This window comes from Pseudomonas sp. AL 58 (genome assembly GCF_036348395.1).
In the GTDB taxonomy this organism is placed as follows: domain Bacteria; phylum Pseudomonadota; class Gammaproteobacteria; order Pseudomonadales; family Pseudomonadaceae; genus Aquipseudomonas; species Aquipseudomonas defluvii.
In genome coordinates, this window is record NZ_JAZBQR010000005.1 from 226,150 (window position 1) to 244,513 (window position 18,364).

Here is an 18,364-nt window from a genome sequence, read left to right on the forward strand (position 1 = left end):
CTGCCACTGCTCCCGCGATCTTTCACACCGCACTTTCCATCTGCCTGGACGCTTCCCATGCGCGCAGTAAAGAACCTTCTTGTCCTCTATACCGGCGGCACCATCGGCATGCTGCAAACGCCACAAGGCCTGGCCCCGGCCAGCGGCTTCGAGGCACGCTTGCACGATTACCTGCTGGAGCACCCCGATACACCGGCACCTGCCTGGCGCCTGCTTGAACTGGAACCGTTGCTGGACAGCGCCAACATGCAGCAAGCGAACTGGCTGGCCATGCGTGACACCATCGTCAACGCCGTGGTCGAAGATGGCCACGACGGCGTCCTGCTGCTGCACGGTACCGACACCCTGGCCTACAGCGCAGCGGCGCTGTCATTCCTGTTGCTCGGCCTGAATGTTCCGGTGGTGCTGACCGGCTCGATGCTGCCGGCGGGCGCACCGAACAGCGATGCCTGGCAGAACCTCAAGGGCGCCCTCGGCATCATGGCCTCGGGTATCGAGGACGGCGTACACCTGTACTTTCACGGTGCCCTGCTGCACGGTGCCCGTGCCAGCAAGCTGCGCAGCGAAGCCTTCGATGCGTTCGCCGAACTGCCTCGTCATCGTGAAGGCGCTCGCGCTGAAACACTGCCAGCACGCCTGTGCTATCGCCAGCCACGCACACCGGTCAAGCTGGCGGTGCTGCCACTGTTCCCCGGCTTTCAGGCTGAACAGCTTCGCAGCGTGCTGAACAGCGGCATCCAGGGCCTGCTGCTGGAATGCTACGGCAGCGGTACCGGGCCATCCGACGATGCCGCACTGCTGCAGGTGCTGAGTGAAGCGCGTCAGCGCGGCGTAGTGCTGGCGGCCATCAGCCAGTGCCCACAAGGCAGCGTACTGTTCGACACCTACGCCGCCGGCAGCCGCCTGCGCGATGTCGGCCTGGTCTCCGGTGGCGGCATGACCCGGGAAGCGGCCTTGGGCAAGCTGTTCGCCCTGCTCGGCGCCGGGCTGAGTGTGGGCGAGGCCGAACACTGGTTCGCCCTGGACCTGTGCGGTGAACGCGCGGCCTGACCGACCACTGGGCACGGGCTGGCGCGCAGTTGAGCCCGGTGCCCACGTAATGGAGTACATTGGTGCTGATGTGACGGGCCAAATGGCCGCATCCTCACAACCGCGAAGCAAGCACCATGAGCACACTCGATCTGTTTGAAGGTCTGCACACACCGACGCAGGCCATGGAACCCCTGGCACACCAGGCCTGCGTGTTGCGCGGCTTTGCCCTGCCCTTCGTCGAGGCAGTGCTGCCGGCCCTGGCCCACATCTGCGAAGTCGCGCCGTTTCGGAACATGGTCACCCCAGGCGGTTTCAGCATGTCCGTGGCCCTGACCAACTGCGGGCATCTGGGCTGGACAAGCGACCGCAGCGGCTACCGCTACAGCCCGATCGACCCCGCCAGCGGGCAGCCCTGGCCGGAACTTCCAAGCGCGTTTCTGGCGCTTGCGACAGCGGCGGCAAAGGCAGCAGGTTTCCCCGACTTTGTGCCCGATGCCTGCCTGGTCAACCAATATCAACCCGGTTCGCGGATGTCCCTGCACCAGGACAAAGATGAACGCGACTACACCTGGCCGATCATCTCGGTGTCTCTTGGTATCCCGGCCACCTTCCTCTTTGGCGGCCATCACCGGGCTGACAAGCCCCAACGCGTGCCACTGTTTCATGGCGATGTGGTGGTCTGGGGCGGTGAAGACCGGTTGCGTTACCATGGTGTAGCGCCGATCAAGGAGGCGCTGCATTCAGTGATGGGCGCGCAACGCATCAACTTCACCTTCCGTAAGGCAGGTTGACGAAGCAGCGATTCATCGTGTCTTGATGAGTGGCTCATGCTGCCTATGGAATTCAACCGCAAGAGTCGGAGTGCCTTACTGCGGGTAGCGGCTTAACGTGCAGCCTGTAGGTCACTGACAGCGGGAACAGCATTATGAACACAGACAAGGACAGCACCACAGTGCCGGCCACTGCAGTTGAACAAGACCCGCGCTGGCAAGCCGTACTGGCACGTGACACGACCGCCCATGGGCAGTTTGTCTATGCCGTACGCACCACCGGCGTGTACTGCCACCCGGGCAGCACTGCCCGATTGCCGCGAGCGGAAAACGTCGAGTTTTTCAACACGCCAGAGGCAGCAGAGGCGGCCGGCTATCGTCCCTCGAAACGTGCCGGGGCTTTGCCGTCCATAGTGCTGGCCCAGCATGCAGCGCGAGTGGCCGATGCCTGCCGGCTGATCGAGAGCAGCACTGAACTCCCCACCCTCGCTGACCTGGCAGCCTATGCCGGTTTGAGCCCGTTTCACTTTCATCGGGTGTTCAAGTCCGTGACCGGCCTGACCCCAAAGGGCTACGCCAATGCCCACCGCGCACGCCGGGTACGCGAGCAACTGGCACTTGGCGGCCGGGTCACCGATGCCTTGTATGAGGCGGGCTTCAACTCCAACAGCCGTTTCTATGCGGCTTCGGACCACCTGCTTGGCATGCGCCCGAGTGATTATCGCGCCGGAGGCCAGCACCTGGATATCCGCGTTGCCGTGGGTGAGTGCTCACTGGGCTCGATTCTGGTCGCGCAGAGCGCGCGGGGTATTTGCGCGATTCTCCTGGGAGACGACCCGCAACAGCTGCTGCACGACGTGCAAGACATGTTCCCCAATGCCAATTTCATCGGCGCAGACACCAACTTCGAGCAACTGATCGCTACCGTGGTTGGCTTCGTCGAAGCCCCGGCCCTGGGTCTGAACCTGCCTCTGGATGTGCGGGGCACGGCCTTCCAGGAACGGGTATGGCAGGCCTTGCGCGAAATCCCGGCGGGCAGCACCGCCAGCTACGCGCAGATCGCCGAGCGCATTGGCTCACCGAAGGCGGTGCGCGCCGTGGCTCAGGCCTGCGCCGCGAACACACTGGCCGTGGCCATCCCCTGCCATCGCGTGGTGCGCAGCGACGGCAACCTGTCGGGCTACCGCTGGGGCGTAGAGCGCAAACGCGCCTTGCTGGCGCGTGAAGTCAGGCCCTGATGACCGGTCTCAAGTAACCGCCGGTATTACTTCAGAAATTTCTGAAGTAATTATTTCCCTACGCCGATTCCCTCGACCTTACTCACTGTCGGAACATCCACCCCACTTATGTCCGCCAGTGCGGGCCCATTACACGCGTACACAACAACAAGACATGAGGTTCCCAGTGAGCAACGCCAACAAGGTCACCGCTCGACCGAAAATCGAGGTTCGCTCCATCGACTACGTGCCGCGCACCGAACGCCATGGCAAGGTCTGGCATCAGGCACCATTCTGGTTTACCGGCAACTTCGTCCTCACCACCATGGTCACCGGGTTCACCGGCCCCGCACTCGGCCTCGGCGCCTTGTACTCGATACTTGCGATCATTATCGGCGTCTGCTTCGGCACCTTCTTCATGGCCTTTCACGCCAACCAGGGCCCCCGCATGGGCCTGCCACAGATGATCCAGTCACGCGCCCAGTTCGGCCTCAAAGGCGCCATCGTGCCCTTCGCTGCCGTGGTGTTCGTGTACATCGGTTTCAATGTGTTCAACGTTATCCTCGCCACTGACGCCATCAACACCGTACTGCCCGGCCAGCGTGCCCCCTGGTACCTGGGCGTCATCGCCGTTGCCGTGGTGCTGGCGGTGGTGGGTCACGACCTGCTGCACACGGTTCAACGCTGGCTGACCTACGTGATGATCGTGGTGTTCGGCGCCTTGACCGTCAGCGCCGTGATGACCCTGCAGGCCGATGCGGCCCTGGACAACGCACACTTCTCCTGGGGTGCCTTCCTGGTACAACTCTCTGCAGCAGCGGGCTACCAGATCAGCTACTCGGTGTACGTCTCTGACTACTCGCGCTACCTGCCTCATGATACGCCTGCCCGCAAGGTGGTGTTCTGGACCTACCTCGGCGCGGCCGGATCGGCCCTGTGGCTGATGTCGCTCGGCGCCTTCCTGGCCTCGGCCCTGCCATCGCCGGATGCCATCGGCAGCGTGCGTGAAGTGGGCAACCAGTTCATCCCGGGGCTGGGCACCTTTACCGTACTGATCTCGATACCGGCGCTGGTCGGCATCATGGCCGTCAACTGCTACGGGGCGATGCTTACCAGCATCAGTGCCATCGACAGCTTCCGCAAAGTCACCCCGTCACTGAAAATCCGCGTCTCTGGCATTGCCATCATCGCTGCCATCGTCTTCATCGTCGCGCTGGCGATTCCCGAGAGTTACCTGGGCAGCTTCAACACCTTCATCCTGTTGATGCTGTACTTCCTGGTGCCATGGACGGCGGTGAACCTCGTCGACTTCTACGGTGTGCGCAAGGGTCACTATGTGATCAGCGAGATCTTCAATCCCAATGGCATTTACGGCGCCTGGGGCAAGGCCGGCCTGAGCGCCTACGGCATCGGCCTGCTGGCGATGGTGCCGTTCATGTCGCTGAGCTTCTACACCGGCCCCGCAGCCGCCGCCCTCGGCGGTGCCGACATTGCCTTCGCCGTTGGCCTGCTGGTAACCGGTGTGATCTATGCACGCCTCTGTCGAACCCTGGACCTGAACGCCGAACAACGCCTGCTGGCCGCCAACGACCGCCAGCTTGAGGAAGCCACACGATGAAATCAACGCCCACACACCTCACCGTCGCATGCTGCCAGTTGGCCCCCAGGGTCGGCGACCTTGAGCACAATCGGCAACAGGCACTGGCCGCCATACGTGCGGCAGCCAGCCAGGGCGCGCAGGTGGTGGTTCTGCCAGAGTTGGTACAGAGCGGCTACGTCTTCATCGACAAGGCCGAAGCCCTGAGCCTGGCTGAAACCGCCCACGGTGAAACCCTGCGCCAATGGGCGGTGCTGGCCACGGAGCTGGATGTCGTCATCGTCGGCGGCTTCTGCGAACGCACCGAACGCGACGAGCTGTACAACAGCGCGGCATTGATCGATGCCAACGGCGTGCAGGCCGTGTACCGCAAAGCGCACTTGTGGAACGATGAGAAACGTTTCTTTACCCCCGGCAACTGCCCGCCGCCGGTGGTTGAGACGCGCTTTGGCCGCATTGCCATGATGATCTGCTACGACCTGGAGTTTCCTGAATGGGTGCGCCTGCCGGCACTGGCCGGCGCCGAACTGCTGTGCGCCCCCGTGAACTGGCCGGACGGCCCTCGCCCTGCCGGAGAGCGTCCTGCTGAAGTGGTGCGGGTGCAGGCCAACGCCTCGGTCAACCGCCTGTATATCGCTGCCTGCGACCGTCGCGGCACTGAACGCGGTGTGGAATGGGTCGGCGGCTCGGTGATTGTCGATGCCAACGGCTACCCCTTGGCCGGGCCACTGCACGGCGCCGCTGCCGACCCTGCAATCATCCTCGCCCACCTGGACCTCAGCGAGGCTCGCGACAAGCGCATCAGCGCCAACAATCACGTACATCAGGACCGCCAGCCGGCACTCTACGATTGAGTGCATTGCGCGGCTGACACCGCCCCTGCCAAACCGGCGTCGGCCTTGCCGGCGCTGCCTCACCCACACACCTCGCCCCATGCCCGACAAAACCACTAGAATGGCCACCTTGCTGATCAGGTGCATTCATGGATATCGAGCTGGCCCGAACCTTTCTTGAGATCGTCCGTTGCGGCAGCCTGGCCTCGGCGGCCGAGCGCTTGCACGTCACACAGACCGCCATCACCGCCCGAGTGCAGAAACTCGAACAACAACTGGCCTGCCAACTGTTCGTGCGCAGCCGCAGCGGCGCGAGCCTTACCGCCGACGGCGAAGCCTTCGTGGTGTACGCCAACCAACTGGTGCAAACCTGGGAAGCCGCGCGCCGCGACCTGCCGCTGCCCGATGGCTGCCATCAGGTGCTGCACATCGGCGGCGAAGTCAGCCTGTGCAACCCACTGATGCTCAATTGGGTCAGTGCCCTGCAGCGGGAACTGCCAAACCATGCCGTGCGCTGTGAAGTCGGCGAGCGCAACAGCTTGCTGCAAGAGCTGGAGCTAGGGGTACTCGACGCGGTGCTGGTCTATCAGCCAAGCTACGGCCCGGGCCTGCAGGTCGAGCAACTGATGGAAGAGAAGCTGATCCGCATTCGCAAGGCCTGCACGCCCGAACCCTACGTCTACATTGATTGGGGCAATGTCTTCCGCCGCCTGCACGATGCAGCCTTGCCCGAATGCGCCCGCCCGGCACTGAGCTTCAACCTCGGCCCGATGGCCCTGCAGTACATACTCGAACACGGCGGAAGCGGCTATTTTCGCACACGCGTGGTACAAGCCTACCTGGACAGCGGCGTGTTCGAGCGCGTGCCGCAAGCGCCCGAATTCACCTACCCCACCTACCTGGTGTATGCCCGCGAACGCGACTCGCAGGTGCTGCAACAGGCGTTCAGCGTATTACGCGAAGTCGTCGCCCGCGACAATGACTGGTCACAACGCTGGGACCCGCAGATCTGAGCGCACCGTTGCCACTTTGCTGAGCAACTGACGCTTGAGCGCGGCAATCAGGTCGGTCTGGGTGATCACCCCTACCACCTGCTCACCGTCCAGCACCGGCAGGCAATGCAACCCTTGCTCACAGAGCAACGGCAGCAGCGTGACCGCCTGCTGCTGACTGCCGACACTGACCACACGCCGGCTCATGATCGTCTCGAGCCGCACCGGCTGACGCCGACCAAACAGCGCACGCCAACTGAACCGTTGCTGGGCCATGGCCGGGCCAATCAAATCACTCAGGCTGACAATCCCGACCAGGCGCTTCGTCTCATCGAGCACCGGCAAAGCCTTCACATGATGACCTGACAACTGCTGCCAGGCCTGCTCCAGCGTGGTGCCGGGCGTGGCGAACTGTACGTCCCGTGACATCACCCTGGCTGCGGTAATCCCGCCAAGGCTACGCTTCAACGCCTGCTGCTCGGTGGCCATGATGATTCGTTCCAGTTCATCACGGGTGACATCGACAAACTCGCCCAACGCTTCCAGCGCCTGATCCAGATCTTCGCCACTGACCCCTACCCGTTCACTCGGCAATGGGTCGAGGGTATGGTGCAAGTCCTTGCGCGGCGCAGCCGTCTTTGGGTAGCGCACCCCGGTTGCCCGGTGGTACAGCACCGCCACCAGCAACAGGCACAAGGCGTTGAGCAACACGGGCTCCAGGACCTGAACACCGAGTACAGCGAGCGAGGGGTCCGCCAATGCCAGGCTCACCGCCAGTGCCCCGCCCGGCGGATGCAGACAACGCAGCAGGCACATCAGCAGAATGGCCAACATCAGCGCCGAACTGGCGGCCAGCAGCCCGGGGCCGATCCAGTGGTGCAGCCCTAGCGCCACCAATGCAGCGATGACATAGCTACCGATCAGCGGCCACGGTTGTGACAACGCCCCGGAGTGCACCCCGAACAGCAACACGGCCGACGCCGCCAAAGGCCCCAGCAGATGCAGGGCCACCGCGCTGCCGAACAGCGCGCTGCACACCGTGCCCGCGAGCAAAACACCGAGCAACGCGCCAAGACCGGCGCGAAACCATTCTTTGGGGGGGATATTCAGCGTTGCCGGGGCAAGGCGCTGCAGCCAGTGACGCAGACCACGGGTAGACATGGGAGGAGCAAATACCTTTTGAAAAAACACGCACCGTCAATACCGAGCGATACACCTTGCGCAAGCAGCCATGCGGGGCAAAACTCGATTGCGCAGGGATTCTGAAGGAGATGAGTACGCTGGCGGTAATGCAAAAAAATGAGGGGAAACTGCATTATTTTTGAGGGGTGCGACGAGGGAGTGCCTCCCCCCCTTGAACCCTGGACGGGAATGGCAATGTGCTGATGGTTATCAGAACGTCACACTGACGTGCGTCACAGGCCGTATTGCAACCAATAACTGCCAGAACGTGCCGCTTCAATAGAAGTCGACCGTAGCAGCAAACCGTTACACTAACGCACCCGCTCCTGGTGTGTTGATAGACAGGACGCCCAAGCGCTTACCCGGCCCAGCGTGCAAGCCCGGCCCCTGCCGTGCAATGAGAACCGACATGAGACACCCTGTTCAGACAACTGACATCCCAGTATCCAATTCCCCGTGTGACGGAGCACCCGCAGCATGATCGAGGTAACCGAGGTTTCCATTGCCGACCTGCGTGCGGCGCTCGAATCCGGGCAGACAACAGCGGTCGCGCTCGTCCAGGCGTACCTCGCCAGGATCGACGCCTATGACGCCCCTGGCACAGCCACTGCGCTCAATGCAGTGGTGGTTCGCAACCCTGACGCACTCAAGGACGCGCAGGCTTCCGATGCCCGTCGGGCCAGGGGCGAAACCTTGGGGCCACTCGATGGCATCCCCTACACCGCCAAGGACAGCTATCTGGTCAAGGGCCTCACCGCCGCCTCTGGCAGCCCGGCATTTGCCGACCTGATTGCCTATCGCGACGCGTTCACCATTGAACGGCTGCGCGCCGCCGGTGCGATCTGCCTGGGCAAGACCAACATGCCGCCCATGGCCAACGGTGGCATGCAGCGTGGGGTCTACGGCCGAGCGGAGAGCCCCTACAACGCCGACTACCTCACCGCCCCCTTCGCATCGGGCTCATCGAACGGCGCCGGTACTGCCACCGCGGCCAGCTTCGCAGCCTTCGGCCTGGCGGAAGAGACCTGGTCGAGCGGGCGCGGCCCGGCGTCGAACAACGGCCTGTGCGCCTATACGCCTTCGCGTGGGGTGATTTCGGTGCGCGGCAACTGGCCACTGACGCCGACGATGGACGTTGTCGTGCCGTACGCCAGAACCATGGCCGACCTGCTCGAAGTGCTCGATGTGGTGGTCGCAGAAGATCCCGACACCCGCGGCGATCTGTGGCGGATGCAGCCCTGGGTGCCGATTCCGAGTGTCGCCTCGGTTCGTCCTGCCTCCTACCTGTCGCTTGCCGCGAAGCCTGAGGCACTCGCTGGCAAACGGCTCGGCGTTCCCCGCATGTACATCAATGCAGACCCCGAAGCGGGCACTTCTGAGGCCCCCGGCATCGGCGGCCCGACCGGGCAGCGCATCAATACCCGCCCGTCAGTGATTGCGCTCTGGGAAGACGCTCGCAAGGCACTCGAAGCCGCCGGGGCTGAAGTGATCGAAGTCGATTTCCCGCTGGTCTCCAATTGCGAGGGTGATCGCCCAGGGGCACCGACCGTGTTTACACGAGGTCTGGTGTCCAAAGAGTTCCTGCATCACGAACTGTGGGACTTGACCGCCTGGGCGTTCGATGACTTCCTGCAGGCCAACGGCGATCCGAAGTTGAACCGTCTGGTCGATGTGAACGGCCCGCTGATCTTCCCTCACGACCCTGGTACCCTGCCCAACCGCGAGGGCGACCTTGCCGCTGGCATGGACGAATACGTGCGAATGGCCGAGCGCGGGATTACGCCGTGGGACAAGATCCCGACCGTGCCAGACGGGCTGCGCGGGCTTGAAAAGACCCGCAAGATCGACCTCGAAGACTGGATGGAACGGCTTGGCCTGGATGCGGTGATCTTCCCGACAGTAGCCGACGTTGGGCCGGCAAATGCCGATGTCGACCCTGAAGCTGCAGACATTGCCTGGAGCAACGGCGTATGGGTCGCCAACGGCAACCTCGCCATCCGCCACCTCGGGGTTCCAACCGTCACCGTACCAATGGGCGTGATGAAGGACATCGGTATGCCCGTGGGGCTGACCCTCGCTGGGCGTGCCTATGACGATTCAAACTTGTTGCACCTTGCTTGCGCGTTTGAATCGACCGGGAACAAACGAATGATCCCACCACGCACACCACCACTGTCGGCTGGCCAGTAACCGAAATGCCGGGATTGGGGCAGTAAAGGCCCCGATCCCGGCCATCAAATGCAGGACACTGGGACATGGCAGTGCGCCAATCGGTGCTATGCCAGAGACGTTACATGGATATAAATATTGCTGATTCAGGAAACACTGGATCGCGCTTCCCGAAAAGACGAACACCCTGAACTCGAGCAGAATCTGCGCACTGAGCCATACGTGGATGCTGATAGAAAATGGCAGGGGCGGCTGGATTCGAACCAACGCATGGCAGGATCAAAACCTGCTGCCTTACCGCTTGGCGACGCCCCTGTATCTGTTGCGACGAGTGTCATGCACTCGATTGAAGATTCTGCAGCTTGCGAACCAGTGCCGCTGCAGGAATGTGCGAAATTTATCAACTTTCGCGCTGTATGGGAAGCCTCAAAAACAAAAAAATCGGTTTTAAAACAGCAATTTACTGTCTCACCGCCAAGAGCCCCCAATCAGGCTACCGTCATTCCTCGTTTGCTTGCAGCAATGTCGCCTAGAGGCATCGACCAGGACGGGCCCCTTGCGAACCCGCGAAATGCGTGCAGAAACTAAATTCCTGCACGGTAGAAATCAAACTGAAAACACCTCGATTTCATGAAGAATTGATTACTGGCCGAAGGTTAGCAGTGCTTTCAGTACCCTACGCGTACTCAGTGCACCACGCGCGGTAGCAGGAAGCTCAACAGTTCGGGGTCATCATCCGGCTCGATAGCCTGAACCGCGCGCGGCAGGTGCTCCATGACTGAACCCCAGAATGCCGCTGCGGCTTCATCCTGATAGTAGTAACGCACCAGCCAGGCATGCTCCGCACTCATCAGCATCTGGGCCGCTACAGCACGCCCGATGCCTTTACGGCGGTACTTTTTCAGGATGAACAGATCCGCCAGTTCCAGGGCATCGATACCGGGTAAGTCACTGCGCTCGATCAGCAGAAAACCGGCAATGAAACCGTCGACCAGCAACAGGTTGGCGCTCCACTGCGGCTCTTGCCAGTAGCGCTGCAGGTGCTCATCGTGGATATAGAAGCGACCGTCCAGTTCAACGTCTTCCTGCTCCCAGTCCGAGGACTCGTAGGCATAGAACTGGTACAGGTTACGCACCAGTTCGATTTGATCAGGGCTGGCCTGCACCAGTTCAAGGGTGATGTCAGTCGTCGAAGGCATGGGAAGCTCAAAGAGAAAATACTAATGACCGCCGCAGGCAGCGGCCGTTTTGCGCGCGCTATTGTTTATAAAAAAAGGCAAGAATGCTACCGGTGATCCGTGCAGTTGCTAAGGATCATGCGGTTGGTGTTGCAACGCCATCACCGTCAAGGTCCTGCTGGCACACCTGACTGATCGTCGTAGTGGGCTCGCAAACGCTGCGCTGAATCATTGGCCGGTTTTGTCGATTGCTTTAGTCTAGCGCCGGGCCACCCTGCAAGACGCGTTGGTGGCGATGAGAACTGAGGACGCTATGACAGACCGCGAACAGCTCCATCGAGAGGGTTATGTGCTGCTCCGTCGCGCAATCCCAAACGAGTGGCTGAGTGACCTTCGTGCCGTGTTCGATGCGGGCGTGAAGCCGTCTGACCAATGGCCGGTGCCGCGCGGCATGGACTGGCGTCACTCGCTGCTGGACACTGACGCGACGGTTCAGGCGGTGTGTCGTCTGCCGCAGGTACTGACGGTGGTTGGCGAGCTGATTGGAGAACGGTTCTTCCTCGCACAGGTCGAGGGTCGCGAACCCCTTGCAGGTGGCGGCCATCAGCAACTGCACCGCGACTTGTCGGCGCAACGACCAGGCGACATCGTCGGCGCTTTAGCTTATTTCGACGATTATGGCCCTGAGAACGGCGCAACCCGTATCGTCCCCGGCAGCCATCGCCCCGAGCACGGAGCGCCGCCGTTCGACTTCAACGACGAATCCAGATCTGTGCAGCTTTCAGGCGCTGCGGGTGACATTCTGGTGTTTGATGTCGATCTGGTGCATGCCGCCAGCCTGAACGCAATCGGCGCACGCCGTCGCACCCTGCTGATCAGCTATTTTTCTGAGCGTCTGTACGCGTCGCACCTGGAAACAGTGGGCCTGCGAAATGTACGGATGGACACGAGCGATCGATTCGATCCTTCGGATTTAGCCTTCGTTGGGTATGACGATGGTGGTCATTCTGTACGCTCAACCGACCCAAGCGTGGTTCAGGCCGGTTGATTGAATCGTTAGTGCACAATCGCGTGCCGAGGCAAGGCCACGGAAATCAGTGCGGCCAACAGGACGAATGCGGTGGAAACCCACAAGCACGCCTCCAGCCCGTAACGCTGATAAATCCAGCCCGACAACACAGTGCCCAGTAATCGTCCCATTGCATTGGACATATAGTAGAAGCCTACGTCCAAGGACACCCCGTCTTCCTTGGCGTAGGAAACGATCAGGTAACTGTGCAGCGACGAGTTCACGGCAAACAGTGCGCCAAACACCAGGAGGCCGCCCAGCAGCACAAGTTGCGGAGAGCCGCCCGCCGAGAGTCCCAGGGCAATGGCCGCAGGCAGGCCTGCCAACAGCCCCGCCCAAACGAAGGCAGCCCGCCCATCAGGAACGTGGCCGCGTTTCTTTCCTGTGATGTTTGGAGCCAGCGATTGGATAATGCCGTAGCCGATCACCCAGGCAGCCAGGAATCCGCCCACCTGCCAGAAATCCCAGCCAAACACGCTACTCAGGTAGACCGGCAAGGCCACCACGAACCACACATCGCGGGCACCAAAGAGGAACATTCGCGCTGCCGAGAGGATATTGATTGCCCGGCTCTTGGACAGGATGTCGCGGAACTTTGGCTTTCCTTTGGCCCTGCCAAGATCTTTCTTCAGCAAGAACAGGCTAGCTAGCCAGATCAACGCCAAGACCGCCGCCATGACCAGTACTGCGCTTTTGAAGTCCATCAGCGCGAGCAATGCGCCGCCTAGGAAGAAGCCAACGCCCTTCAATGCGTTCTTCGAGCCGGTAAGGATCGCTACCCACTGGTAGAGCGTGCCTTGTTGACTGTCGGGCACCAGGAGTTTTATTGAACTCTTGGCGCTCATCTTGTTGAGGTCTTTGGCAATCCCCGACATTGCCTGGGCACCCATCACCCAAGGGATGGTCAGCCAAGCCGCAGGTACGGCAAGCATCAACAACGCCGCCACCTGGAGCCCCAGACCAATGTTCATGGTGCGATTCAGACCCACCCGGGCGCCAAGGTAGCCACCCAACAGATTGGTAATGACCCCGAAGATCTCGTAGAACAGGAACAGGAACGCAATCTGCAACGGGCTGTAGCCCAACGCATGGAAGTGCAACACCACCAACATGCGCAGTGCACCGTCGGTGAGCGTAAAGGCCCAGTAATTACCGGTGACCAGCAGGTACTGGCGCACCTGCGGGGAGAGGGCTGACAGCGCGTGCATGATCACTCTCTTCTCAGCCTGCCAAACCGACCAGCCTGGCCAGCTCGACAGCACGGTTGGCGTACCCCCACTCGTTGTCGTACCAGGCGTAAATCTTCACCTGGGTGTCATTGACCACCAAGGTCGAGAGCGCATCAATGATCGAGGAGCGCGGGTCGGTGCGGTAGTCGATGGACACCAGCGGGCGTTCTTCATAGCCCAGGATATTTTTCAGCGGGCCCTCTGCGGCCGCTTTAAGCAACGCGTTGACCTCATCCACGGAGGTAGCGCGCTCGACTTCGAACACGCAATCGGTAAGCGAGGCGTTGGCCAGCGGCACGCGCACGGCATGGCCGTTCAGCTTGCCGCGCAGCTCAGGGAAGATCTCGGCAATCGCGGTGGCAGAACCCGTGGTCGTCGGGATCAGGCTCATGCCCGAGGCACGGGCGCGACGCAAATCCTTGTGCGGCTGATCAAGGATGCTCTGGGTGTTGGTCAGGTCGTGAATAGTGGTGATCGAGCCGTGGCGAATCCCCAGGTTTTCATGGATCACCTTGACCACCGGGGCCAGGCAGTTGGTGGTACAGGAGGCTGCGGTCACGATACGGTGCAATGCCGGGTCGAACAGGTGTTGGTTAACCCCCATGACAACGTTCAGCGCGCCGCTTTCCTTGACCGGCGCGCACACAACCACACGCTTCACACCCTGATCCAGGTAGGCCTGAAGTACCGCAACGGTTTTCATCTTGCCGCTGGCTTCGATGACCAGATCGCAACCCGACCAGTCGGTGTCGGCAATCGCCTTGTTGGCGGTCACCTTGATCCGCTTGCCGTCAATCACAACCTGATCACCCTCGGCGCTCGCTTCGTGGCACCAGCGGCCATGCACCGAATCGAAGTTGATCAGGTGCGCATGCGTTGCTGCGTCGCCTGCCGGATCGTTGATCTGCACGAACTCAAACTCAGGCCAGCTCCAGGCTGCACGCAAGGCAAGACGACCGATGCGACCGAAACCGTTGATACCTACTTTTATACGCATGTGTTTGTTCTCTTGAAGCAACGGCCTGCAGGTAGTTACGACGTGACGATGTCGGACTTGTAGATGCCGTTGATAATGACGTACGGGCATTACGAAACAGTAACGAACCCTTCAAATGGCGCGTTGATTGACACGCCTGGAGAGTTCTTCTGCGGACTCCTTTCGCTCGGAATAACGGTCGACCAAATAGTCGGAGCGCTCACGCAACAGCAGGGTGAATTTCACCAGTTCTTCCATCACATCCACGACGCGGTCGTAGAACGTCGACGGCTTCATACGGCCCTCTTCGTCGAATTCCAGGTAGGCCTTGGGTACCGACGACTGGTTCGGAATGGTGAACATGCGCATCCAGCGTCCGAGTACGCGCAACTGATTGACCACATTGAAAGACTGAGACCCTCCACTGACTTGCATCACGGCCAGGGTCTTGCCCTGGGTCGGACGCACGGCGCCCATGGCCAGCGGTACCCAGTCAATCTGCGCCTTGAACACGGCAGTCATCGCACCGTGACGCTCAGGTGAGCACCAAACCTGCCCCTCCGACCACTGCATCAGCTCGCGTAGTTCCTGCACCTTGGGATGGTTGTCCGGAGCATCGTCAGGCAAGGGCAGACCGGATGGATTGAAGATTCGTGTTTCGGCACCGAAATGCTCCAGCAAGCGAGCGGCTTCCTCCGTCAGCAAGCGGCTAAACGAGCGCTCGCGGGTCGAGCCGTACAGAAGCAGGATGCGTGGCTTGTGCGTGGCCAACAGGGTACTGCCAAGCTTATCGGGAGTCGGCAGTTCGACCAGTTCAGCATTAAGGTTGGGGAGATGTTCTTCAGTCACGGATTGACTCCTGAGCAAGTGCGCCCTGCGGGCTATCTCATAAAAGCCGAGCACAGCTCGGGCAAGCGTTGACTCAACAGCAAGCAGAAAGGCGCTGTGGGCGGTCACCCATCACGTCAAGGCGCTTGGCGTCGGGGCTGAGCCAACGCTGGTTGGCTTCAAGGGTGCTCTTGAGCACAGCGATCACCCAGGCCGGGAGGTTGGGATGCAGGCGGTAATAAACCCATTGCCCCTGCCGACGATCCTCAAGCAAACCGCAATTGCGCAGCTGTGCCAGATGACGGGAAATCTTGGGCTGGCTTTCATCGAGCGCACAGGTGAGCTCACAAACGCACAGCTCTTGCTCACGAGCAATGAGCAACATCAGGCGAACGCGGGTGTCATCGGCCAGGCATTTGAATACGGTGGTTGGCGTCAGGGGGTCAGCCATAGGGGTCTCGACGTTTGGTTTTCACCAGCACAAACCTCTTGATATGTTCATGGCTGTCGTGAAGAGGATGGCGGTAAGCATCGGGCTTGGCGCTCATTACCAAGCTCAGGGGCTTATATGGTTAAACGAATATATGATTTTTCAAATATACAGTAAAGCGCCACCTTCGTTTCCTGGCTGGTTGGCGAGTCAAGAGGCCTGTGGTTTGCACGAAACGCAAAACGCATAGCAGTCATGGCCATCTGCAAATGCACTTTTTTCGCCTGATAATCGCAATGGCTTTGTGAGCCAGATCAGTTGGCGTCAAAACGGAGTCGCTATACTAGGCACCGCCCCGCATCGACTCCAGGCTCCCCTCCCATGGCTCATCCGCTTAGCAGTCAACTAGACATCGTCATCATCGGTGGGGGCCAATCAGCCTTGGCTGTAGCGTATTTCCTGCGCCGCACCCAACTTTCTTTCGTCATCCTCGACGCAGAGGAAGCGCCAGGAGGCGCCTGGCGTCATGGCTGGAACTCACTGCGCCTGTTCTCACCGGCCACCTGGAGTTCAATCCCCGGCTGGATGATGCCCCCCACACAAGATGGCTACCCGACACGAAATCATGTGATCGGGTACCTCAACCAGTACGAGCAGCGGTACCAGTTTCCGGTCGAGCGCCCAGTGCAGGTCTCGCGTGTGGAGCGTACAGCGTCTGGCTTGCGAGTACACGCTGACGACAGGCATTGGGATGCCAAGGTTGTCATCAGCGCGACAGGTACCTGGAGCAACCCTTACATTCCTCACTACCCCGGTGCCGAACAGTTCGCTGGGCGGCAGTTGCACTCTGCGCACTATGTTGAAGCACATGCATTTGCGGGCAAGAAAGTGCTGGTGGTGGGCGGCGGTAATTCCGGGGCGCAGATTCTGGCAGAAGTTTCCAAGGTCGCCGAGACCACATGGGTAACCCCTGCTGAACCGGTGTTTCTGCCTGACAATGTTGATGGGCGGGTACTTTTCGAGCGTGCGACTGAGCGATTGAAAGCTCAACAGGAGGGGCGTGTCATTGACCAACCCGTCGGCGGGTTGGGCGACATCGTCATGGTGCCTCCCGTTGTCGAGGCTCGTGAGCGTAACGCTCTCAGATCTGTACGCCCTTTTGAACATTTCACTCGCAACGGCGTGAGGTGGGCCGATGGAACTGAATCTGCCGTGGATGTGGTGATCTGGTGTACCGGATTCAGGCCAGCCCTGCAGCATCTGAATGGACTTGGCGTAATCAATGCCGAAGGCCGCGTTGACGTCGAAGGCACTCACTCGACCCAAGAACCGAGGCTATGGCTGGTCGGCTATGGCGAGTGGACAGGTTCGGCTTCTGCCACGTTGATCGGCGTAACACGCAGCGCACGTAGCACCGTCAACGGAATTTCAGCCTTTCTTGGCCATTCGTCCGTGGTCTAGTGCGTCTGCACCCTGGGAGTCGTGTGCATGAACGAAGTAATTGTGCGCTGGCCTGAACGTAACCCCCGCCTCTTTTTGGCAGTGGCCGCGTCTGTCTGGTTCGGACTGTATGAGGCCCTGATTCCTGCGTCCGAAGCGTTGGTCGCAACGCTTCCGGTTGATCGCAATAGCCACCTTGGCGGCGCCTTACAGTTTTTCTTCTACGACACACCCAAAGTGCTGATGCTGCTGACCGGCATTGTGTTCTTGATGGGCATGATCAACTCCCACTTCACGCCTGAGCGCACCCGCGCAATGCTGGCGGGACGAAGCGAGGGGATGGCCAATGTCATGGCCGCGTCACTTGGTGTGTTTACTCCATTTTGCTCCTGCTCAGCCGTTCCTCTATTCATAGGTTTTGTTCAAGCGGGCGTGCCACTAGGGGTGACGTTCTCTTTCCTCATTTCCGCGCCTATGGTGAATGAGGTAGCGCTGACACTGTTGCTTGGCCTGTTCGGCTGGAAGATCGCACTGCTGTACCTGGGCTTGGGTTTGTTTATTGCGGTTGTCGCAGGTTGGGTCATTGGACGCCTGAAAATGGAGGCCTATCTGGAGGACTGGGTTCGTGAAATGCCCAAAATCCAGGCAACCGCCGGTGACACGAGTATGCCGCTGTATGAGCGGATAAATGCCGGGTTTAGCAGCGTACGTGAAATCGTTGGGAGAGTATGGCCTTACATCCTTGCCGGTATTGCCATTGGCGCAGGCATTCACGGGTATGTGCCTGAGGATTTCATGGCCAGCTTCATGGGCAAGGAAGCCTGGTGGTCGGTTCCGCTCGCGGTACTTATCGGCATCCCCATGTACACCAATGCTGCAGGCATCATCCCGATTGTGCAGGCACTGCTCGCAAAGGGCGCGGCGCTGGGCACTGTGCTGGCCTTCATGATGAGTGTCATCGCCCTCTCCCTTCCGGAGATGGTGATCTTGCGCAAGGTGCTGAAGGTTCGCCTGATAGCCACCTTCATTGGGGTCGTCGGCGTCGGCATTCTCATCGTCGGTTACCTCTTCAACTTCGCGCTTTAATCCACGTATTGAGGTTTTTATGAAAGACATCAAGGTTCTGGGTAGCGGTTGTGCCAAATGCAAATCAACGGTGGCCATCATCGAACAGGTGGCGAGCGCGACAGGCATCCCGGTGAAGCTGGAGAAGATCGAAGACATGCAACAGATCGTCAGCTACGGGGTTATGTCCACGCCCAGCGTTGTGATTGATGGAAAAGTTGTTCACTCAGGGGGCGTCCCCTCCCGTGACAAGGTCGAACAGTGGCTCAGCGCTTGAGGTAGGCAGCCAGCGACACAAGGGCAAACAGGGCCCTGTCCATCGCTGACAGGATCTTTAGGGTTCGCACGCTTACTGGC

At 60.4% G+C, this 18,364-nt stretch carries 17 protein-coding genes and 1 tRNA gene; 11 read left to right on the forward strand and 7 right to left on the reverse strand.

The window, feature by feature from the left end:
• Nucleotides 1–57: 57 nt before the first annotated feature.
• From UIA24_RS08600 to UIA24_RS08625, 6 genes are all read left to right on the forward strand, one after another.
• Nucleotides 58–1,050 (forward strand): asparaginase, encoded by a 993-nt coding sequence (locus UIA24_RS08600; RefSeq protein ID WP_330522658.1) that lies wholly within the window; start codon nucleotides 58–60, stop codon nucleotides 1,048–1,050.
• Nucleotides 1,051–1,166: 116 nt separating this feature from the next.
• The gene (gene alkB / locus UIA24_RS08605) at nucleotides 1,167–1,823 is read left to right on the forward strand and encodes a DNA oxidative demethylase AlkB (RefSeq protein ID WP_099774677.1); all 657 of its coding nucleotides are present in this window, start codon (nucleotides 1,167–1,169) and stop codon (nucleotides 1,821–1,823) included.
• 134 nt (nucleotides 1,824–1,957) lie between these two features.
• Entirely contained in the window at nucleotides 1,958–3,040 is a 1,083-nt protein-coding gene (gene ada, locus UIA24_RS08610) for a bifunctional DNA-binding transcriptional regulator/O6-methylguanine-DNA methyltransferase Ada (protein WP_330522659.1), read from the forward strand.
• A gap of 166 nt (nucleotides 3,041–3,206) precedes the next feature.
• Nucleotides 3,207–4,637, forward strand: coding sequence for a purine-cytosine permease family protein (locus UIA24_RS08615; protein ID WP_099774674.1), 1,431 nt, complete (start codon nucleotides 3,207–3,209; stop codon nucleotides 4,635–4,637).
• Complete coding sequence (locus tag UIA24_RS08620; RefSeq protein ID WP_330522660.1) at nucleotides 4,634–5,470, forward strand: nitrilase family protein; 837 nt, start codon at nucleotides 4,634–4,636, stop codon at nucleotides 5,468–5,470. Before UIA24_RS08615 ends, UIA24_RS08620 begins: the two co-directional genes overlap by 4 nt.
• Nucleotides 5,471–5,598: 128 nt before the next feature.
• On the forward strand, nucleotides 5,599–6,462 hold the full coding sequence (locus UIA24_RS08625; protein WP_330522661.1) for a LysR family transcriptional regulator: 864 nt from the start codon (nucleotides 5,599–5,601) through the stop codon (nucleotides 6,460–6,462).
• Here UIA24_RS08625 and UIA24_RS08630 read toward each other — a convergent pair.
• The gene (locus tag UIA24_RS08630; RefSeq protein ID WP_330522662.1) at nucleotides 6,436–7,602 is read right to left on the reverse strand and encodes an HPP family protein; all 1,167 of its coding nucleotides are present in this window, start codon (nucleotides 7,600–7,602) and stop codon (nucleotides 6,436–6,438) included. The genes UIA24_RS08625 and UIA24_RS08630 overlap by 27 nt on opposite strands.
• 498 nt (nucleotides 7,603–8,100) lie before the next feature.
• Here UIA24_RS08630 and UIA24_RS08635 point away from each other — a divergent pair, with 498 nt between their 5' ends.
• A complete protein-coding gene (locus UIA24_RS08635) occupies nucleotides 8,101–9,813 on the forward strand; it encodes an amidase (protein ID WP_330522663.1) in 1,713 nt (570 codons plus the stop codon).
• Between the two features lie 219 nt (nucleotides 9,814–10,032).
• Here the strand turns inward: UIA24_RS08635 and UIA24_RS08640 are convergent.
• Both UIA24_RS08640 and UIA24_RS08645 read right to left on the reverse strand, forming a co-directional pair.
• Nucleotides 10,033–10,107: transfer RNA gene (locus tag UIA24_RS08640), tRNA-Gln, on the reverse strand.
• A 371-nt stretch (nucleotides 10,108–10,478) separates the two neighbouring features.
• Nucleotides 10,479–10,991, reverse strand: coding sequence for a GNAT family N-acetyltransferase (locus UIA24_RS08645; RefSeq protein ID WP_065761197.1), 513 nt, complete (start codon nucleotides 10,989–10,991; stop codon nucleotides 10,479–10,481).
• Between the two features lie 292 nt (nucleotides 10,992–11,283).
• Between UIA24_RS08645 and UIA24_RS08650 the strand changes: the two genes are divergently transcribed.
• On the forward strand, nucleotides 11,284–12,018 hold the full coding sequence (locus UIA24_RS08650) for a phytanoyl-CoA dioxygenase family protein (protein ID WP_330522664.1): 735 nt from the start codon (nucleotides 11,284–11,286) through the stop codon (nucleotides 12,016–12,018).
• Nucleotides 12,019–12,026: 8 nt separating this feature from the next.
• Here the strand turns inward: UIA24_RS08650 and arsJ are convergent, their stop codons facing one another.
• The 4 genes from arsJ to UIA24_RS08670 form a co-directional block, all read right to left on the reverse strand.
• Entirely contained in the window at nucleotides 12,027–13,247 is a 1,221-nt protein-coding gene (arsJ, locus tag UIA24_RS08655; protein ID WP_065761199.1) for an organoarsenical effux MFS transporter ArsJ, read from the reverse strand.
• A 13-nt stretch (nucleotides 13,248–13,260) separates the two neighbouring features.
• Nucleotides 13,261–14,265: an ArsJ-associated glyceraldehyde-3-phosphate dehydrogenase gene (locus tag UIA24_RS08660; RefSeq protein WP_330522665.1), complete on the reverse strand. Its 1,005-nt coding sequence runs from the start codon at nucleotides 14,263–14,265 to the stop codon at nucleotides 13,261–13,263.
• Between the two features lie 111 nt (nucleotides 14,266–14,376).
• Nucleotides 14,377–15,093, reverse strand: a complete 717-nt coding sequence (gene arsH / locus UIA24_RS08665) for an arsenical resistance protein ArsH (protein ID WP_099774662.1) — start codon at nucleotides 15,091–15,093, stop codon at nucleotides 14,377–14,379.
• 73 nt (nucleotides 15,094–15,166) lie between these two features.
• Complete coding sequence (locus UIA24_RS08670; protein ID WP_330522666.1) at nucleotides 15,167–15,523, reverse strand: metalloregulator ArsR/SmtB family transcription factor; 357 nt, start codon at nucleotides 15,521–15,523, stop codon at nucleotides 15,167–15,169.
• Between the two features lie 360 nt (nucleotides 15,524–15,883).
• On the opposite strand from UIA24_RS08670, the gene UIA24_RS08675 reads away from it, so the two are divergent.
• The 3 genes from UIA24_RS08675 to UIA24_RS08685 are packed head-to-tail and all read left to right on the forward strand — an operon-like array spanning nucleotide 15,884 to nucleotide 18,284.
• The gene (locus UIA24_RS08675) at nucleotides 15,884–16,963 is read left to right on the forward strand and encodes an ArsO family NAD(P)H-dependent flavin-containing monooxygenase (RefSeq protein ID WP_330522667.1); all 1,080 of its coding nucleotides are present in this window, start codon (nucleotides 15,884–15,886) and stop codon (nucleotides 16,961–16,963) included.
• Nucleotides 16,964–16,990: 27 nt separating this feature from the next.
• Nucleotides 16,991–18,028, forward strand: a complete 1,038-nt coding sequence (locus tag UIA24_RS08680; RefSeq protein ID WP_099774655.1) for a permease — start codon at nucleotides 16,991–16,993, stop codon at nucleotides 18,026–18,028.
• A 19-nt stretch (nucleotides 18,029–18,047) separates the two neighbouring features.
• Nucleotides 18,048–18,284, forward strand: coding sequence for a thioredoxin family protein (locus tag UIA24_RS08685; RefSeq protein ID WP_099774653.1), 237 nt, complete (start codon nucleotides 18,048–18,050; stop codon nucleotides 18,282–18,284).
• The last annotated feature ends 80 nt before the right edge of the window (nucleotides 18,285–18,364 follow it).

Coding starts and splice junctions, on each gene's coding strand:
- UIA24_RS08600 (WP_330522658.1), top strand. CDS start 58: ATGCGCGCAGTAAAGAACCTTCTTGTCCTCTATACCGGCGGCACCATC.
- alkB (WP_099774677.1), top strand. CDS start 1,167: ATGAGCACACTCGATCTGTTTGAAGGTCTGCACACACCGACGCAGGCC.
- ada (WP_330522659.1), top strand. CDS start 1,958: ATGAACACAGACAAGGACAGCACCACAGTGCCGGCCACTGCAGTTGAA.
- UIA24_RS08620 (WP_330522660.1), top strand. CDS start 4,634: ATGAAATCAACGCCCACACACCTCACCGTCGCATGCTGCCAGTTGGCC.
- UIA24_RS08625 (WP_330522661.1), top strand. CDS start 5,599: ATGGATATCGAGCTGGCCCGAACCTTTCTTGAGATCGTCCGTTGCGGC.
- UIA24_RS08630 (WP_330522662.1), bottom strand. CDS start 7,602: ATGTCTACCCGTGGTCTGCGTCACTGGCTGCAGCGCCTTGCCCCGGCA.
- UIA24_RS08635 (WP_330522663.1), top strand. CDS start 8,101: ATGATCGAGGTAACCGAGGTTTCCATTGCCGACCTGCGTGCGGCGCTC.
- UIA24_RS08645 (WP_065761197.1), bottom strand. CDS start 10,991: ATGCCTTCGACGACTGACATCACCCTTGAACTGGTGCAGGCCAGCCCT.
- UIA24_RS08650 (WP_330522664.1), top strand. CDS start 11,284: ATGACAGACCGCGAACAGCTCCATCGAGAGGGTTATGTGCTGCTCCGT.
- arsJ (WP_065761199.1), bottom strand. CDS start 13,247: ATGCACGCGCTGTCAGCCCTCTCCCCGCAGGTGCGCCAGTACCTGCTG.
- UIA24_RS08660 (WP_330522665.1), bottom strand. CDS start 14,265: ATGCGTATAAAAGTAGGTATCAACGGTTTCGGTCGCATCGGTCGTCTT.
- UIA24_RS08670 (WP_330522666.1), bottom strand. CDS start 15,523: ATGGCTGACCCCCTGACGCCAACCACCGTATTCAAATGCCTGGCCGAT.
- UIA24_RS08675 (WP_330522667.1), top strand. CDS start 15,884: ATGGCTCATCCGCTTAGCAGTCAACTAGACATCGTCATCATCGGTGGG.
- UIA24_RS08680 (WP_099774655.1), top strand. CDS start 16,991: ATGAACGAAGTAATTGTGCGCTGGCCTGAACGTAACCCCCGCCTCTTT.
- UIA24_RS08685 (WP_099774653.1), top strand. CDS start 18,048: ATGAAAGACATCAAGGTTCTGGGTAGCGGTTGTGCCAAATGCAAATCA.